Origin of the sequence: Porphyrobacter sp. AAP60 (genome assembly GCF_001296025.1) — a bacterium.
Lineage (GTDB): Bacteria > Pseudomonadota > Alphaproteobacteria > Sphingomonadales > Sphingomonadaceae > Erythrobacter.
Window position 1 is genome coordinate 1 of record NZ_LJHV01000014.1, and the last position, 17,500, is coordinate 17,500.

General features: G+C 64.0%; 15 protein-coding genes (1 of these 15 cut by a window edge). 12 read left to right on the plus strand and 3 right to left on the minus strand.

From position 1 onward, the window contains the following. Positions 1-967: MFS transporter (locus IP79_RS11835; RefSeq protein WP_054119522.1), on the plus strand; the 967-nt coding region annotated here is incomplete at its 5' end. 18 nt (positions 968-985) lie between these two features. Here the strand turns inward: IP79_RS11835 and IP79_RS11840 are convergent. After that, positions 986-1,330: an ArsC/Spx/MgsR family protein gene (locus IP79_RS11840; protein ID WP_054119523.1), complete on the minus strand. Its 345-nt coding sequence runs from the start codon at positions 1,328-1,330 to the stop codon at positions 986-988. Positions 1,331-1,485: 155 nt separating this feature from the next. Here IP79_RS11840 and IP79_RS11845 point away from each other — a divergent pair, with 155 nt between their 5' ends. Then, complete coding sequence (locus IP79_RS11845) at positions 1,486-3,651, plus strand: TonB-dependent receptor (protein ID WP_082337196.1); 2,166 nt, start codon at positions 1,486-1,488, stop codon at positions 3,649-3,651. A gap of 7 nt (positions 3,652-3,658) precedes the next feature. Here IP79_RS11845 and IP79_RS11850 read toward each other — a convergent pair whose 3' ends face one another. Together IP79_RS11850 and IP79_RS11855 are read right to left on the minus strand one after the other, a co-directional pair. Then, positions 3,659-4,219 carry a (2Fe-2S)-binding protein gene (locus tag IP79_RS11850; protein ID WP_054119524.1) on the minus strand — a complete coding sequence of 187 codons (561 nt, stop codon included), beginning with the start codon at positions 4,217-4,219 and terminating at the stop codon, positions 3,659-3,661. Between the two features lie 17 nt (positions 4,220-4,236). Continuing rightward, on the minus strand, positions 4,237-5,016 hold the full coding sequence (locus IP79_RS11855) for a class II aldolase/adducin family protein (RefSeq protein WP_054119525.1): 780 nt from the start codon (positions 5,014-5,016) through the stop codon (positions 4,237-4,239). A gap of 93 nt (positions 5,017-5,109) precedes the next feature. Here IP79_RS11855 and IP79_RS11860 point away from each other — a divergent pair, with 93 nt between their 5' ends. The 10 genes from IP79_RS11860 to asd form a co-directional block, all read left to right on the plus strand. Next, complete coding sequence (locus tag IP79_RS11860; RefSeq protein WP_054119526.1) at positions 5,110-6,489, plus strand: MATE family efflux transporter; 1,380 nt, start codon at positions 5,110-5,112, stop codon at positions 6,487-6,489. Between the two features lie 62 nt (positions 6,490-6,551). Beyond that, positions 6,552-9,047, plus strand: a complete 2,496-nt coding sequence (locus tag IP79_RS11865) for a chemotaxis protein CheA (protein ID WP_054119527.1) — start codon at positions 6,552-6,554, stop codon at positions 9,045-9,047. Next, a complete protein-coding gene (locus IP79_RS11870) occupies positions 9,044-9,499 on the plus strand; it encodes a chemotaxis protein CheW (RefSeq protein WP_054119528.1) in 456 nt (151 codons plus the stop codon). The genes IP79_RS11865 and IP79_RS11870 overlap by 4 nt, the downstream gene beginning before the upstream one ends. 53 nt (positions 9,500-9,552) lie before the next feature. Beyond that, positions 9,553-9,918, plus strand: coding sequence for a response regulator (locus tag IP79_RS11875; RefSeq protein WP_054119529.1), 366 nt, complete (start codon positions 9,553-9,555; stop codon positions 9,916-9,918). 5 nt (positions 9,919-9,923) lie between these two features. After that, entirely contained in the window at positions 9,924-11,084 is a 1,161-nt protein-coding gene (cheB, locus tag IP79_RS11880; protein ID WP_233994191.1) for a chemotaxis-specific protein-glutamate methyltransferase CheB, read from the plus strand. A gap of 9 nt (positions 11,085-11,093) precedes the next feature. Next, positions 11,094-11,957 carry a CheR family methyltransferase gene (locus IP79_RS11885; RefSeq protein ID WP_054119530.1) on the plus strand — a complete coding sequence of 288 codons (864 nt, stop codon included), beginning with the start codon at positions 11,094-11,096 and terminating at the stop codon, positions 11,955-11,957. A gap of 112 nt (positions 11,958-12,069) precedes the next feature. Further along, positions 12,070-13,596 carry a putative bifunctional diguanylate cyclase/phosphodiesterase gene (locus IP79_RS11890; RefSeq protein ID WP_233994192.1) on the plus strand — a complete coding sequence of 509 codons (1,527 nt, stop codon included), beginning with the start codon at positions 12,070-12,072 and terminating at the stop codon, positions 13,594-13,596. Next, positions 13,593-15,407: a methyl-accepting chemotaxis protein gene (locus tag IP79_RS15805; protein ID WP_054119531.1), complete on the plus strand. Its 1,815-nt coding sequence runs from the start codon at positions 13,593-13,595 to the stop codon at positions 15,405-15,407. Before IP79_RS11890 ends, IP79_RS15805 begins: the two co-directional genes overlap by 4 nt. Positions 15,408-15,490: 83 nt before the next feature. Further along, the gene (locus tag IP79_RS15810) at positions 15,491-17,353 is read left to right on the plus strand and encodes a methyl-accepting chemotaxis protein (RefSeq protein ID WP_054119532.1); all 1,863 of its coding nucleotides are present in this window, start codon (positions 15,491-15,493) and stop codon (positions 17,351-17,353) included. A gap of 137 nt (positions 17,354-17,490) precedes the next feature. Then, positions 17,491-17,500, plus strand: the 5' end (the start) of a protein-coding gene (asd, locus tag IP79_RS11905; RefSeq protein ID WP_233994193.1) for an archaetidylserine decarboxylase. Its footprint extends 740 nt past the window's final position; the window shows 10 of its 750 coding nt (coding positions 1-10); the start codon lies at positions 17,491-17,493; its stop codon lies off the right edge, out of view.

Consider the following 17,500-nt stretch of genomic DNA (forward strand, 5'->3'; position numbering starts at 1 on the left):
GTATGGCGGGTTCGGCAGCGCCGCGCCGCCCGCGGTGCAAGCCTATGTCGCGTCGCGCACGCCGCGGGCCGAACGCACGCAGGCGCTATCCCTGATCGCATCGAGTTTCGGTCTTGGCACGGTGATCGGCCCGGCGCTGGCCCCGCTGATGGTGCTGCCGCTGCTGGGGTTTGGGCTCACCGGGCCGTTCATCTGCTTTGCCGCCATTGGGATTGCCGCGCTGGTGCTGCTGCGCTGGCGCCTGCCCGATGACGAGCCGCAATATGCCGCACGCGGACAGGCCGCGCCCTATTCCAGCGGTTCTGGCGCGCCAAGCGATCCGCAGGTCGCGCCAGAAGCGGACGAGGCGGGGGAGCCGCCACGTCTCGGCTGGCTTGATCCGCGGCTGCGGCCATGGGTGTTTGCCGGGTTCTTCGGCGGCCATGCGCAGGCGATGGTCCTGGGGATTTCGGGCTTTCTGGTGCTCGACCGGCTGGGCCTGCGCGATACGCCCGCCGAAGGGGCCGGGCCGGTCGGCCTCGTGCTGATGAGCGGCGCGATTGCGACCCTTCTGGCGCAATGGGGGTTGATCCCGCGCTTCAATCTCGGCCCGCGTGCGGCGACCTTGTGGGGGATCGTAACCGCAGCATTCGGCACGCTGGTGCTGGCAGTGGCAGGCGATCTGCATCTGATTGCGCTGGGCTATGCGATTGCATCGCTCGGCTTCGGGCTGTTCCGGCCGGGCACCACGGCGGGCACATCGCTGGCGGTCACGCGCGCGGAACAGGGGCAGGCGAGCGGCATCGTCGCATCGCTGGCAGGGGCCAGTTACATCTATGCTCCGGCGCTGGGCGTGTGGCTCTATGGCCATTCCGACTGGCTGGGTTTCGGTTTGATCGTGGCACTGTGCGCTGCCGTGCTCGCGCATGGCTGGTTCACCCTGCAGGCCGACGCGACCCTGACAGCGGAACGCGAGACGTTTGAATAGGCGCCTTTTTCGGGCGGTCTACAAAATCTCCAGCACAGTGTCCTGCGGGCGGCACAAGCGCACGCCCTTTTCGGTCTCGACCAGCGGCCGTTCGATCAGGATCGGATCGGCCACCATCGCTGCCAGCACCGCCGCGTCATCGGCATCGGGCAGGCCGCGCTCCGCTGCATCCGTGCCGCGCAGACGCAAGCCCTGCTGCGGGCTGATCCCGGCATCGCGATAAAGCTGGGCGAGTTTTTCGGCGCTTGGCGGCTGCTTGAGGTATTCGACCACTGTCAGGTCGACCTTGCTGAGATTCTCCAGAATCGCCAGCGTCTTGCGTGAAGTGCCGCACGCGGGGTTATGCCAGATTGTCGCCTTCACAGCCGCTTCCCTTGCCTGTCTACAGAACGCAAGCGGCATAGGCCGTGACTGCCGAAAAAGCCACAGACTGATGATAATCAGTTTCAGTGCCGCAAAGGCCTTGCAGTTGCGAATAATTTGCAATAGCTGCCTCGCACCGACGAGAAAGGCCCCTTATGATTCACTCCTTCGCCCGCTCCGCCCTGCTGCTGGGTTGTGCCAGTATTGCATTTCCGGCTCTGGCCGAGGTTGCACCGGGCTCTGTCGAAACCAGTGCAGAGGCCACTTCAGCCGAAGACGCGGGCGAACGCGGGCCGATCATCGTGGTCACCGGCGATGTGCTTTATGCCAACCGGATGAACGCGCTGAAAACGCCGACCCCGATTATCGATGTGCCGCAATCGCTCAGCATCACCACGGCTGACCAGATCGTGCGGCAGGGCTTCGATTCTGTTGGCGACATCGTCAACTACACCCCTGGCGTCACCAATTCGCAGGGCGAAGGCCACCGCGATTCAGTGGTGTTTCGCGGCGTTCGCTCTACCGCGGACTTCTTCGTTGATGGCGCGCGCGATGATGTGGAATATTACCGCGGGCTCTACAATCTTGAACAGGTCGAAATCCTGCGCGGGCCCAATGCTTTGTTGTTCGGGCGTGGCGGCACCGGGGGCATTCTCAACCGCGTGACCAAAAAGGGCGTGGTGGGCGAAACCTTCACCGGCTACCGCGCATCGATCGACACTTTCGGCGCCTATGACATATGGGCCGATCTCAACCTTGCCACCAGCGATAACACAGCGCTGCGGATCAACGCGGCCTATGAAAGCCTGCGCAACCACCGCGATCTGTTTGATGGCGAACAGTTCAGCGTAAACCCGACCTTCCGGGCAGAACTGGGCGCAGCCACGACGATCGATCTGTCTTACGAATACCTCAATCACGAACGCTTCATCGATCGCGGCATCCCCAGCGATGACAATGGCGATCCGGCGCGCTTCCTGCAGCGCATCACATTCGGCGATCCCGACAACAATTACGCGACCTTCGAGGCCCATGTGCTGCGCGGCACGATCCAGCACAGCTTTTCGGATAGCCTGAAAGGCAACTTCACCGCTTCTTACGGTGATTACAACAAGGTCTATTCGAACTTCTTTTCGGTGGGCTATAACCCGGCAAGCAATGTGATCGCGATTGATGGCTACATCGATAACGGACAGCGCCGGAACCTGATCCTTTCGGGCAATCTGATCGGTGAATTCGATACCGGCGGGATCGGCCATACGCTGATCGTCGGCGGCGAATATATCGACACCAGCAACAACAACGACCGGTTTAATGCGGTATTCGATACCGCCGTGGCCGATGGTCGCCGCGCCGATGTGGAATTCTTTTCCGCCACCCGGCCCTTCGCGCTGCGCGGGGGCGTGGGCACGCTGGCAGACGGACGCACAACCCGCGTCGGCTTCACCGCGCTGAATGATGATACCGAGGCCGACCTCACAGTGTTATCTGCCTATATCCAGGACGAAATCCGGCTGGCTGATTGGCTCCGCTTGGTTGTGGGCGCACGGTTCGACAGCTTCGAAATCACCGTGCTCGACAACCGCAGCGGCGCGGTGCGAACCCGCAAGGACGAAGAAATCACCCCGCGTTTGGGCGCGATCCTGAAGCCGCAGGACAACATTTCGTTCTACACCAGCTATTCGGAAACCTTCCTGCCACGGTCGGGTGATCAGTTTGCCGATATCGCCCCTCCCGCCGATGCGCTTGATCCCGATACTTTTTCGAACCTTGAAGCCGGGGTGAAGTGGGATATCCGTCCCGGTCTCGCGCTGACAGGTGCGGTGTTCCAGATCGAACAATCCTCGCCGCAGGTGGCCGATGCCAATCCCGATACGCTAGAGGTGGTGGATTCAAAGATCCGCGGGTTCGAGGCATCGTTGCAGGGAAGGGTCACCAGTGGCTGGTTCCTGACTGCGGGCTATTCCTATCTCGATGGGGAACAGGTGGGCCGCACCGGCCCGACCGGGCTTCGCCTGCGCGAATTGCCGGAACACATGTTTTCGATCTGGAACAGCTTCCAAGCGACCGACAGGCTCGGTTTCGGCCTTGGTGTGACGGCTCAGGACGAAAGCTTTGCCGATAATGGCAATACCGTGACCCTGCCCGCCTATGCGCGGGTCGATATGGCAGTGTTCTATGACGTTTCAGACAATCTGCGCCTGCAGCTTAACGTCGAAAACCTGCTGGACGAATTGTATTTTCCCACCGCCCATTCGGCCGATGATATTACCGTAGCACCGCCGCTGAATGCGCGGTTCACCGTCACCGGCAGGTTCTGACGGATGGTTATTCCGGCGCTGGCACCCGCAGCGCCGGAACCGCCTTGGCGGCGTCTTCAGCGCTGATGCCGGGGGCGGGCGCGGCGCTGATCCGTTCCTGCCGCCGCGCCACGCGGGACGCCTGCTCCACCGCCTTGATCAGCCGCGGATAGACCCCGCAGCGGCAGATATTGGGGATGCCCGCCGCAATATCATCGCGCGTGGGGGCGGGATTGCGCAGCAACAGCGCAGCGGCGGAAATGACCATGCCCGGTGTGCAGAACCCGCACTGGATCGCCTGCTGCGCCACCATCGCCTGTTGCACAGGGTGGGCACGGTCGGCCGATAGGCCCTCGATGGTGGTGATGATCCGCCCTTCGGCCTCGGCCAGCGTGATCGCGCAGGATCGCAGCGCCACACCATCGACCAGCACCATGCAGGCCCCGCCGCAATCGCCGCCGTCGCCTCCCATGCCGCCACAGGCCTTGGTGCCGGTGAGGTTCATCGCTTCGCGCAGCGCGTAGAGCAGCGGCATACGGGGATCGAGATCGAACTCGACCGGCCGGTCGTTAACGGTCATGCGCGACATGGAGCTGCCTTGGTGCCTTAGCTGCGCCAGCTATCGTCGATCTTGTCGACCCGGCGCTTCCACGCTTCGAAATCGAACATGCCCGCGCCGCCCTGCCCGCTCATCACCGACAGATCGCGCTGGTGCACATCGACCACTTCCTGCGGGACGAGCACGGGATTGCCCATGCCCAGCGTCGCCACCTGAATCTCGCAAGCGCGCTGCAAGGCCCACATCTTCACGAACATCCCCTGGATGGTGCGGTCCATCACCACAGGGCCGTGGTTGCGCAGCATCAGGATGGTGTGATTGCCAAGGTTCTGCACCAGCCGCTCGCCTTCTTCGGCGCGCACGGTGATGCCTTCGAAATCGTGATAACCGATCTGGCCCTGAAAATTGCAGGCGTAGAAATTGGTCGGCAGCAGCCCGTCCTTGTGGCTCGATACGGCCATGGTGGCGGTGGTGTGAACGTGGCAGATCGCATCGGCACGGCTGCCCAGATGCTTGTGGAAATAGGCGTGCTGGGTGAAGCCCGCCTTGTTCACCATGTACGGCGACCCGCCGACATTATTGCCTTCGACATCGATCTTGACGAGGTTGCTGGCCGTCACTTCGCTATACAACAGGCCGAAGGGATTGATCAGGAAAGTGTTGTCCTCCCCCGGAACCTTCAGCGAGATGTGGTTGTAGATAGATTCCGACCAGCCGAGGTGATCGAAGATCCGGTAGCACGCGGCCAGATCCAGCCGGGCCTGCCATTCTTCCTTGCTGCATGAGCCCTCCAGACTGTCGGGCGCGGGTTTCAGCTGGGTTGCCATGGGCTATTCCTCTCTACATTGTCTTTGCCATCGCTATCGCATGCGCAGGGAATGCTTTGCAAGCCGCCTGCGCCAGGGCTAGGCCGTGGGGGAATGAACGCTACCGTCCCTTCCTCAGCCAAACTGGTCAGCGGCAGCATTCCCGGGCATCTGGTCAGCCAGACCCTGCCGATGGTCATCGGTGTCGCCGCGATCATGTCGATCGGTATCGTCGATACCTACTTCATCGGCCAGCTTGGCAGCGATGCGCTGGCGGCGATCAGCTTCATCTTCCCGGTATCGGTTGCCACCACCTCGCTGGGTGTCGGGATCATGGTGGGGATCAATTCGGTGGTCGCCCGCGCCTTGGGCGAAGGCGACTTTGACCGGGCGGCGCGGCGGGCCAATTTCGGGATCGTGTTTGCGGCGGCCTGCGGGTTGCTGATGGGCGTAGCCCTGTGGCTGCTGATCGATCCGATCTTCACCGCGATGAACGCGCCCCCTGCCCTGATGCCGCTGATCCGCGCTTACATGCAGCCCTATGCGGCGGGATTTCCGCTGATCCTTGTCATCATGGGCTTCAACGGCGTGCTGCGCGGTCAGGGCGAGGCGCGGCGCACCAGCACCATCAGCATTGCTTACGCCGCCGCTAACTGGGTGCTCGATCCGCTGCTGATCACCGGGGCTTTAGGGTTTGAGGGCTTCGGCATGGCGGGCGCGGCCTATGCTACGGTGATCGGCTGGGGGATCGGCATTGCCGTAGCCCTGTGGCTGACCCGCAGCACCGCCTTGCCGCTGAACCTTGGCCTGCTGCGCCATTGCAGTCTGGTCGATCCGGCCAAAGCAATCATCAAGGTCGGGCTGCCTGCCGCCTTCTCCAATGCGATCAACCCGCTGGGCCTTGCCGTGCTGACTGCGCTGGTGGCGCTGGAGGGCGAAGCGGCGGTGGCCGGGTTCGGCGCGGCGGGGCGCTTGCAAAGCTTCGTAATCGTGCCGCTGCTGGGCCTGTCTGGCGCGATTGGCGCGATTGTCGGGCAGAACTGGGGGGCGGGACGGATCGACCGCGCGCGGGAGGCGACGCTGTATGCCGCGGGGTTCTGCATCTTCTGGGGGCTGGTGGTGGCCATCGCGATGATCGCCGCGGGGGAGAGTTTTGCCCGCCTGTTCACCGATGATCCGCAAGTCATCGCCGAATTCGCGCTCTACCTCGAAATCGCGGCGTGGGGTTATGCCGGGTTCGGGCTGCTGATCGTGGGCAATGGCATCATGAATGCGGTCGACAAGGCAGGCTTTGCCCTGGTGCAATCGGTGGCGCGGGTGTTTCTGGTGATGCTGCCCGCGGCGTTGGTGCTGCAACCATCGCTGGGGTCTTCCGCGATCTATACCGCTGAACTGGCAGCCAATCTGTTCGGCGCGCTATCGGCCATCGTGCTGGTGCGTTACATCTTTGCGCAGCGCGGCCCGTCCCAAGGCATGGAAGCACCCTTGCGCTAGGCCATTATTAACCAACCGTGCCGCATAGCGTTGCCCGCAAAGCGAAAAGGGCGCGCGACCTGATGGACGATCTGCTGGCGGAATTCATCGCCGAGACGCGGGAAATGCTGGAGGCTTCCAGCGGCGAGATCGTCGCGTGGGAGGCCGATCCGGCTGACCGCGCGCGTCTGGATACGATCTTCCGCTTCGTCCACACCGTCAAAGGCAATTGCGGCTTTTTCGATTTCCCCCGCCTTGCGCAGCTGAGCCATGCGGCAGAAGATGCCCTGTCCGATTGCCGCGGCGGGCGGCGGGAACCCGATCACCAACTCGTTACCGCCGTGCTCGCCATTATCGACCGGATTGCGCAAATGATCGACGCGATCGAGGCGGGCGATCCCTTCCCCGAAGACAGCGACGAAGCCCTGATTGCAGCGGTGAATGTTTCACGTGAAACATACGCAAGCGATGGGCAAGAAGGGGTCAAGGAGGCATCAAGCGCGCCCCTGCACGCCTCTGCCACCGAACAATTTGCCCTTGGCCAAGCCGATCCGTCCGAAGATCCGGCTGCCACAGCGCCGGTGCGCCGCGCCGATCCTGCCGGTTCCGCAAGCTCTGGGCAGCGCACCATCCGCCTGCCGGTCGAACTGCTCGACCGGGTGATGAGCGGCGTTTCGGATATGGTGCTGGCCCGCAACGATCTGGCCCACCGGCTGCGGCAGGCGGGCAACCAGCCGACCATCGACGGCCCGTTCGAACGCCTGACCACGATCCTCACCGATGTGCGCGATGCGATTACGCGGATGCGGATGCAGCGGATCGAGACGCTGTTCGGCGTCCTGCCCCGCCTGATCCGCGATCTTTCTGCCGAACTGGGCAAGCAGGTGATGGTCGATTGCGATGGCGGCGATGTGGAACTCGACCGCGAAATGATCGAAACGATCCGCGATCCGCTGACCCATATCATCCGCAACGCCATCGATCACGGGATCGAAGCGCCGTCCGCCCGCCTTGCCGGTGGCAAGCGCGAAATCGGGCTGCTGGCGCTGGCCGCGCGCCAATCGGGCAACACCATCGCCATCGTCATCAGCGATGACGGGCGCGGGCTGGACGAGGACCGCATTGCCGAAAAGGCGATTGCCACCGGCCTGATCACCGCTGCCGAGCGGTCTGCGATGAGCCGCGACAAGATCCTCAACCTGATCTTCGAACCCGGATTTTCCACCGCCGAAGTGGTCAGCAATGTCTCTGGCCGGGGTGTCGGACTGGATGTGGTACGCCAGAACCTCGAAAAGGTCGGCGGCAGCATCAAGGTGGCCAGCGCGCCGGGCCGGGGCACGCAGTTCACCATGCAGATTCCCCTCACCCTCAGCATCATCGCGGGGCTGACAGTGGAGGTGAGCGATCAACGCTTCGCCATTCCGCAATCCTATGTCGAGGAAATCGTTCAGGCTTCGGCCAAGGCGCTTGATCTGACCCAGATGGGCGATACCGCGCTGATCACGTTCCGCGGCAACCGCGTGCCGTGCCTGATGCTGGCCGATGTGCTGGAACTGCAACAGAGCGAGGCCGCCCGCCGCGATCCGACACTGGTGATGCTGCGACTGGCGAGCGGCGATCTGTTTGCGCTGGCGGTCGACCGGATTCACAACCACGGCGATCTGGTGGTCAAGCCGCTGGCGCCTGCGGTGATGAAATGCGGGATTTATGCCGGATCGACCTTGCTGGATGATGGCCAGCCGGTGCTGCTGCTCGACATCGCCAATATCGCTGCCGCGCATGATCTGGTGTCGGAAGCCCGCACCCGCGTGCTCCAGCCGATGGACGAAACGGCGGCGGTGCAGGAATTGCCGCAAGCCATGCTGTTCACCGATTTTACCGGCCGCCGGTCAGCCGTGCGGCTGGAACTGGTGCAGCGGATCGAAACTGCGCCGGTCAGCGCGATCGACCATTCCGGCCCGCGCCCGCGCGTGGTGATCGACGGCTTGATCCTGCCCTTGATCGGCCTGCCCGAAGCGCAGCTTACCGCCCCCAAGAACAACGGCCGCGTGCGCCTGCTGCGGCTGAGCGACGGGGCGGGCGATCTGCTTTATGCCGTGCGCGAAGTGGAGGACGCGGTGGAGCTTTCCTCGCCGCTGCGCCCGGTTCCCGAAGACCCGCTGGCCGAGGCGGTGACGCTGATCAATGGTGCGCCGGTAACGCTGATCGATGCCCACGCGCTGTTTGCCATGCATGGCGAAGTGCCCGTCGCTGCCAGCCGCCCGCGCTGCTGTTTGCCCGATGACGAATGGGCACACACGATCCTTGCCCCGCTGGTCACCTCTGCCGGTTACGAAGTAGTGGCCGAAGACACCGCCGATCCTGCCACCATCGCCATCGTGTTTGACGAAGTGTTCGAAGTGGCCGAGGCTTTGGGCCGTGCCCCCGCCGGCCCGGTGATCCGCCTGCGCGATCATCCCGATACCGCAGCGGATGCGTCCACCATCTACCGTTATGACCGCGAAGCGCTGCTGGCAGCGCTGGCCCACGCGGCCCGCACCCTTCCTGTTTCTCCCCTTCACGCCGGAGCACGCGCATGAACGGCCATCTGCTTGTGATTGCCCAGATTGCCGGACGGCGCTGTGCCTTCAGCGCGCTTGATGTGAAATCGGTGATCGATCTCGGCGCGATTACGCCGATCCCGCGAGCGCCCGCACACATCACCGGCATCACCGCGTTGCGCAGCCAGGCCCTGACCGTGATCGATTGCCGACTGGCCATCGGTTTTACAGGCCAAACCTGGCCGACCGACGAACGCGCTGCCGTGGTTGCCGATAGCGGCCATTCCTATGCACTGCTGGTCGATGGAATCGAAGATATCACGACCGCTGTCGGCGATCCGGGGCAGGTGCCTGGCGGCTTCGGCCCGGAATGGTCACGTGTCGCGACAGGCATGATCGAAACGATGATCGGCCCGGCCCTGCTGATCGGCCTGCCCGCGCTGCTGGCCGGGCCGGAGGCAATGCGCGGGGAAATCGAGGCTGCGCTTTAATCCTATGCTTACCATCGCCCCCTAGGCTTGGGTCTCAAACCACAGGACTCGCCATGAAAACCTGCCTTATCGTCGATGATTCACGGGTGATCCGCAAGGTTTCGCGGCACATCCTCGAATCGCTCGGCTTCGCTGTGACCGAGGCCGAAAACGGCAAGCTGGCGCTCGACGCGTGCGAGGACTTGATGCCCGATGTGGTGTTGCTGGACTGGAACATGCCAGTGATGACGGGGATCGAATTCCTTGTCCACCTGCGCCAGCGGCCCGGCGGCGATGCGCCCAAAGTGGTGTTCTGCACCACGGAAAACGATGTCGCCCACATCCGCGAAGCGATCCAGGCCGGTGCCGACGAATATGTGATGAAACCCTTCGATCACGAAACCTTGCAGATCAAGTTGCAGCTTGTCGGATTTGCGTGACCCGCGTGCCGACCAGACCACCTTCGCTTATCCGGCCTTCATCGATCGGGGAACAATCCAGCAGCGCCCGCCCTTTCGCCCAGCGCGGCGCGGTGGCGGCGATCCGGGTGATGATTGTCGATGATTCGCTGACTGTCCGCACGATTTTCAAGCGGATGGTGGAAAGCGATCCGGCGATGGTGATTGCCGGCACCGCCAGCAGCGCGGAAGGCGCGCTGGCGCAGTTGGCGGCAACCCCTGCCGATGTGGTGCTGCTTGATCTCGAAATGCCCGGCATGGGCGGACTTGGCGCCCTGCCCGCGATCCTCGCCACGCCCGCCGCGCCGCAGGTGCTGGTGGTGTCATCGCTGACGATGGACGGCGCCGAACATACGCTGTCCGCGTTACAGATGGGGGCTGCCGACACGCTGCTCAAACCGCTGCCGGGCGGCTTCACCGAAAATTACCGCAGCCAGCTGCTCGGCAAGATCCGTGCGTTGGGCACGCGCCCGGCCGATCCGCTGCACGAACCCGCGCGTCTGAGCGAACCTTCCTTTGTGCGCCCGGCCCGCGCGAGGCGTAGCTGGCGGCCCGATGTGATCGCGATTGGCGCATCGACCGGCGGCATCCACGCCCTTGGCCTGATGCTGCGGCGGCTGACGGACGCATTCGATCTGCCGGTTCTGATCACCCAGCACCTGCCATCATCTTTCATCCCGGTTTTCGCCCGCCAGGTCGAAACCGCTTGCGGCCGCCCGGCCGATATTGCGGAAGATGGCCTTGCAATCCTGCCCGGCCGGATTGCGATTGCGCCGGGTCACGGCCACATGCTGGTTCACCGCAAGGGCGCTTCGCTGGTGGCAGGCATCAGCACCGATCCGGTCGCCAGCGGCTGCGTGCCCTCGGTCGATCCGATGCTGTCGAGCCTTGCCGAAGCCTGCGATGGCCGCGCGCTGGGCATTATCCTTTCGGGCATGGGCCGCGATGGTGCCATCGGCGCGCAGGCGCTGGTGGAAGCAGGCGGCGCAATCTGGGCGCAGGATGCCGATTCCAGTGCAGTCTGGGGCATGCCCGGCGCAGTGGCGCGGGCCGGCCTCGCCAGCCTGATCGCCGCACCCGAACGGCTGGGTGATGCGGCAATGGCACTGGCGCGCTCGCCCGAAGCCATGCTGGGCCAGGGGCGGTAGGGCGAGGCGATGGAAGTCAGCGAAGCCTCCCACCAGATCATCGCCGATCTGCTCGCCGCGCGCACCGGCCAGCACCTTTCGGAAAGCCGCCGCTGGCGCGTCAATTCGGCGCTGGGCGGCATCTTCCGCGAACACGGCATCAGCAACGTCGATCAACTCGTCTGCCTGCTCGCCGCGCCGCCTCCGTCGATGGCGGGCAGTGATCTGGCGCAGGATGTGGTCGAGGCGCTGCTCAACAACGAAACCTATTTCTTCCGCGACAAGCCGACCTTCGATCAGCTGCCTGCTGAAATCCTGCCCGAACTCGCCGAACGCCGCCGCCATTCCCGGCGCCTGTCGATCTGGTCGGCGGGCTGTTCCACCGGGCAGGAAGTCTATTCGCTCGCGATGATGTTCGCCGATCAGCCCGAACGCTGGCAGGGGTGGAGCATCGATATCCTTGGCACCGACGTGTCGCACCGCGCGGTGGCCACGGCCCGCAGCGGGCTTTACACCCAGTTCGAGGTGCAGCGCGGGCTCGGCGTCACCCAGATGCTGCGCCATTTCGACGAGACTCCGGCAGGCTGGCAAATCCGCGAGGATGCGCGCCGGGTCGCGCGGTTCCGCCAGCACAACATCCTTGGCCCCCACCCCGGCAGGGCGCCGTTTGATCTGGTGCTGTGCCGCAACGTGCTGCTGTATTTCGACACCCCCACCCGCAACGAAGCCTTCATCCGCCTTGCCAGCGCAGTGCAGGGCGATGGCTTCCTGATGCTGGGCGCGGGGGAGACCGTGGTGGGCCAGACCGATCGCTTCGTGCCCACGGCAAAGCGCGCCAGCTTTTTCGAGCTGCTGCCACTGGCTCACACTCCGCTCCAGCGGCAGATCGCCTGATCCCCGGGTTTACCGTTCCTTAGGTCGGGCCGCCTAACGTCAATGCGAAGTTTGCGGTGTTCTTTCCGCCTGCTTCGAGGGAAACTTTATAGTGTTCGCGGCGAGGCAATCTTTGAACCTGACCCCCACCGGACTGGTGGTGATGCCGCTAGGGGTGGTGAGCGCTGCGACAGCGCTGTTCGTGATGGCCGTCGATGCCGCCGAAGATATCAGGATCGTTGCGCCCGGCACGCTGATGATTGCCGCTGTGCTGCTTTATGCCGCGTTGCTGTTCTACCTTGGCCGCAGCGGAATCGCCAACGTGCGCAAGCTGGAAGCGCGGGCGATCACCGATCCGCTGACCCGCCTGCCCAACCGCCATGCCCTGCACGAAGATATCCAGCTGCATTCGCAAGCCAATGATGAAGTAGCGCTGGCGATCATCGATCTCGACAGCTTCAAGCAGGTGAACGATCACTATGGCCACGCTGTCGGCGATCAGTTGATCGAAACCTGCGCGGCAATGATTCGCGAAGCCTGCGGGGACGAGGCGCTGTGTTACCGCCTGGGCGGCGATGAATTTGCCGCCATGATGACCGGCAAGGTCGCAGGCACGATCCTTGAAGGCATGTGCCGCACCCTGCTGGCACGCATGGCGGCCCCGGTGGCGGTGGGCGAACGCCATGTCACGGTTGGCGCCAGCATCGGGCTGACGCGCTCCACTGCTGAGATGCGGATTCCGTCGTCGGAAATGCTGCGCCGCGCCGATGTGGCGATGTCGATGTCCAAGCGCGGCGGCAAAATGCGTTGCACCTGGTTCAACGAAAGTTTTGATCGCCGCCGCGAACGCGTGCGCGAGATCGAGGATGAAATCCGCTCCGGAATCACCGCGGATGAGTTCACCGTTGCCTATCAACCGCTGGTCGATGCCGAAAGCAGCCGGATCGTCGCGGTCGAGGCGCTGTTGCGCTGGGATCGCGGCGAGCGGGCACCGCTTGGCCCCAATGTGTTCATCCCGGTGGCTGAGGATTGCGGCTTGATCAATCCGCTCGGCCTGTGGGTGCTGCGCCGCGCGGTAACCGATGCGATGCGCTGGGGCGATGTCGCGCTGTCGGTCAACATCTCCGCCGCACAGCTGCGCAATCCCGAATTCCCGATCAAGCTGGGCGAGGTGCTGGAAGAAACCGGCTTCCCTGCGCATCGGCTGGAACTGGAAGTTACCGAAACCTGTCTGGTGCTCGATCCGGTGGTGGCCGAACGCACGCTGGATGTGATCCGCCTGTTCGGCGTGCGCATCGCACTGGATGACTTTGGCACCGGCTATGCCTCGATCGGGTTTCTGCGGCGCTTCCGGTTCGAAAAACTCAAGCTGGATCGCAGCCTTGTGGAACTGGCCGGGGTGGATGATGCCAGCCGCGCGATGATGCTGTCTTCGATCGCGCTGGCCCGTGCGCTGAACATGGGTGTGACGGCCGAGGGCGTCGAAACGCCGGAACAGGCCGAACTGGTGCGCTTGGCCGGTTGCGACCAGATTCAGGGCTGGCTCTATTACCGCGCCATGCCCGCACACGAGATCGACCGGCTGATCGCAAAACAGGCATCGGATGATGACGCCGCAGCCAATCCGCCTGTGCGCCGCGAGGGCGGTAACGCGGCATGAGCGCGATGCAGGACATTGCCATGAACCTCGAAGCCGAAACCGTCGGCTTCGAAAGCGCAAGCGCGCCCGTTTCGCAATCGCGCGCATCGCGCCTGCGCCGCTGGTTCGATGCCCTTCCAGTCGGTGGCAAGATCACGCTGTTCTTCAGCCTCAATCTTGGCCTTGCGCTGGCTGCCGGGCTGTTTGTGATGGGCACCACCATCGAAATCGGCAACCGCGCCGATCGGATGCGCGTGGCCCACGAACAGGCGCTGGCGGCGGAACGGTTGTTGGTGCAACTGGGCGAAGGGCAACGACACGCGCAGTTGCTGGCCATCAGCAGCGATGATGCCCGCGCCCGCGCAGCGCGTGCGGCGCTGGACAAAGCCGATGCCAGCCTTGGCGCACTCGGCGCGACTTTGCTGACCCGCAATCCGGCAGCAGGGGATCAATTGGCCGAAGCCCGCGCGCGGCTGACCGGTCTGCGCCGCCAGCTTGCGCGTTTCGAAGGCGGCGCGGCCTCCCCCGCCACCCGCCGGGGGCAGGCCGACGAAATCACCGCCGCCAGCGACGCATTGGTTGCCAGCGGCACCGCACTCGCCCGCACGCTAGGCGATGATGCCGCCGCGGTCTCGGATCGCAGCGCCGCATTGACTGGCAATCTGCTGGCGATCTGGATCGCGCTTGCTGCAGCCCTGACGATGGTGACACTGCTGGCCCAACGCTATTTCAACCGCGCCGTGGGCGGCACACTGAAGGCAATGGCGGCGCAGATGTCCGACATCGCAGATGGAGCCAGGGACGTTACGATCAGCGGGAAAGACCGCAAGGATGAAATCGGCCAGATGGCGCGGGCCACCGAAATCTTCCACCGCGCAGGTCTCAGGCTTGAACGGTTGAGCCGCGAACAGGCCGAACGCGTGCGGGCAGAACTTGATACACAGACGCGGATGCAGGTGCAGAAGGAAGAAACCCGGCTGGAACGTGACCGCGAGCTGCGCGACATTGCCGACCAGTTCGAACGCACCGTGGGCGAGGTTGTTACCAGTGTGGTTGCGGCCTCCGGTCAATTGCAATCCACCGCTGCGCTTATGGCCACCACCGCCGATGACACCAGCCAGCGCACCGGAGCTGCTGCTGCAGCAATGGACGAAGCCAGCACCGGCGCAACCGCAGCAGCGGCGGCCAGCGATGAATTTGCCATGTCGATCGGCGAGATCAGCCGTCAGGCCGCCTCCTCGGCGCAGCTTGCCCGCGATGCGAGCCTGTCGGCGCGGCAGGCCGATAGCACGATCGGCGCGCTTGCGGCATCGGCAGACCAGGTGGGCCAGATCGTCGAACTGATCCAGTCGATTGCCCGGCGCACCAATCTGCTCGCGCTCAACGCATCGATCGAGGCCGCACGCGGCGGAGAGGCCGGTCGCGGTTTCGCGGTGGTTGCCAGCGAGGTCAAGGAACTCGCCAACCAGACCAGCCGCGCCACCGAAATGATCGCGGAACAGATCCGCGCCATGCAATCGACCACAGGGGCCAGCGTCAGCGCACTTCGCGACATTGCGGGCCAGATCGAGCAGCTGGAAACCACCTCCATCTCGATCGCCAGCGCGGTCGATCAGCAATCGGTGGCAGGGCACGATCTGGCGCGCAGCATCGATCTGGCAGCGCGCGGCACGGAAAAGGTCGCCGCACATATCGATGAAGTCCGCGATCTTGCGCTCTCGACAGGGTCTGCGGCCACGCAGGTGCTGTCCAGCGCGACCAGTCTTGAAGCCCAGGCAGCCACCTTGCGCAGCCAGGTGCAGGGCTTCCTTAACAAGGTTCGCATCGGCTGACCGGCAATTGCCCCTGACATGCAAGCATTTGGAAAGGATTTTCCTTCACACATGCTGCGAACAAAGCCTTGGGGGATTGCAGCATGAACATGATGAGCGTTCAGGAACGCCGCGAGGACGAGGCCGTCCCCCAGTTCGTCCGCGATTTGCGGCGCGATTCCGCTTTCGAAGACCAGTTTGACGATGCACCGGCTGAAGACGATCCGGCGCGGGTATCGTTGCTGGAACGGTTTGGCTGGTTCCGCAATCTGCCGCTGGCAGGCAAGATCAACGCCATCTTCGGCACCTTCTTTGCGGTGGGCGCGCTGATGAGCTTGGTGCTTGGCCTCGGACTTGGGGAATTGTGGGGCCGCTACCAATCGTCGGCACAGATGCAGCAAGCGATTGTCGCTGCCAGCGAAATGCAATCGGCGGCGGGCGAATTGCGCTATCACTCCGTGCGCACGCTGTATGATCGCCGCGGGGATGTGCGCGAACAGCAACGGATCAGTGAAGCAGCGGTGTTGGCGCAGGTGGCGGCAATCGAAGCCGCGCTTCCGGGCGATATCGCCGGGCTCCAGCCACGCGTCGCCGCCCTGCGGGACGAAATCAGCGCCTTCCAGACTGGGTTTGACCGCGCCAGTGATGACTTGCGCGAAGGCGCTTCGGCCAACCGGGCCGCCAGTGAAGTTGACGCGTTGGGCGGCGCACTGGCCAAAGCCAGCGCTGCCTTCTCCGCCGATCTGACCGCACGCGGCGAAGCCCAGGAAGCCATCGGCATCCGCTATTTCTTCAACATGATCCTGATCCTTGCCGTGCTGGCGCTGCTGGGCGGGTTGGTGCTGGCCTTGGGCCTCGCCTACCTGTCGCGCGATTTCTCGCGCCGGATTGTCGAGATCACCGCAGGCATGACCCGGCTGGCCGAAGGCGACCGCAATTTCGAAATCGACGGGCAGAATCGCAAGGACGAAATCGGCGCCATGATCCGCGCGCTCGATCTGTTCAAGCGCGCCAGCAAGCGCCTGGAAATCTGGGCGAGCGAACGGTCGGAAAAGGCCGAACAGGAACTGCAATTGCAGAATGAGCGCGAGGCAGAACGCCTTGAAAGCGAAGCCCGCAAGGCCGCCTTGCTCGATGAGGTCGCAAGCCAGTTCGAACGCACTGTCGGCGATGTCGTCAGCGGGGTTGCCGCAGCATCCAGCCAGCTCCACACCACCGCCAGCCGCATGGCGTTGAGCGCGGAAGAAGCCAGCCGCCGCACCGGCGAAGTTGCCGCCTCGATGGAAGAAGCCAACGCCGGCGCAACCGCCGCCGCCGCCGCGAGCGATGAATTTGCGCTTTCGATCAGCGAGATCAGCCGTCAGGCGGCATCTTCCAGCGAACTGGCGCGGCTTGCCACGGTTGCAACCGGCGAAGCGGATGAAACGATTTCCGCCCTCGCTGCCTCTGCCGAAGAAGTGGGCCAGATTGTCGAACTGATCCAGACCATCGCCCAGCGCACCAATCTTCTTGCGCTCAACGCCAGCATCGAAGCGGCGCGTGGCGGAGAAGCAGGGCGCGGGTTCGCCGTGGTCGCCAGCGAGGTGAAGGAACTGGCGATGCAGACCACTCGCGCGACTGAAAAGGTCGCTGACCAGATCCGGGCAATGCAATCCACCACCGGCGCCAGCGTCAAGGCGTTGCGGTCTATCGCGGGGCAGGTACGTGATCTGGAATCCACCGCGGTATCCATCGCCACTGCCGTTGATCAGCAATCCGTGGCGGGCCGCGATCTGGCGCAGAGCATCGATCTGGCGGCGCGCGGGACAGAGAACGTTGCCGGGCACATCGATGACGTTCGGCAATTGTCGCTCTCCACCGGCGCTGCGGCCAGTCAGGTGCTTTCCAGCGCCAACGAACTCGAGGCGCAGGCTGCCCTGCTGAGCGATCAGGTGCGCGGTTTCCTTGGCCGGGTGCGCGCGGGCTAGGCACTGCACTGCGGCGGGGCTAGGGTGAGCCCATGGCCTCACCTTTTGTCCTTTTGCAGCACCTTACCCCGCAACACGCCCTGACCCGGTTTGCCGGGAGGTTGGCGGGTAGCCAGCAACCATGGCTGCGCGACCGGATGATCCGCC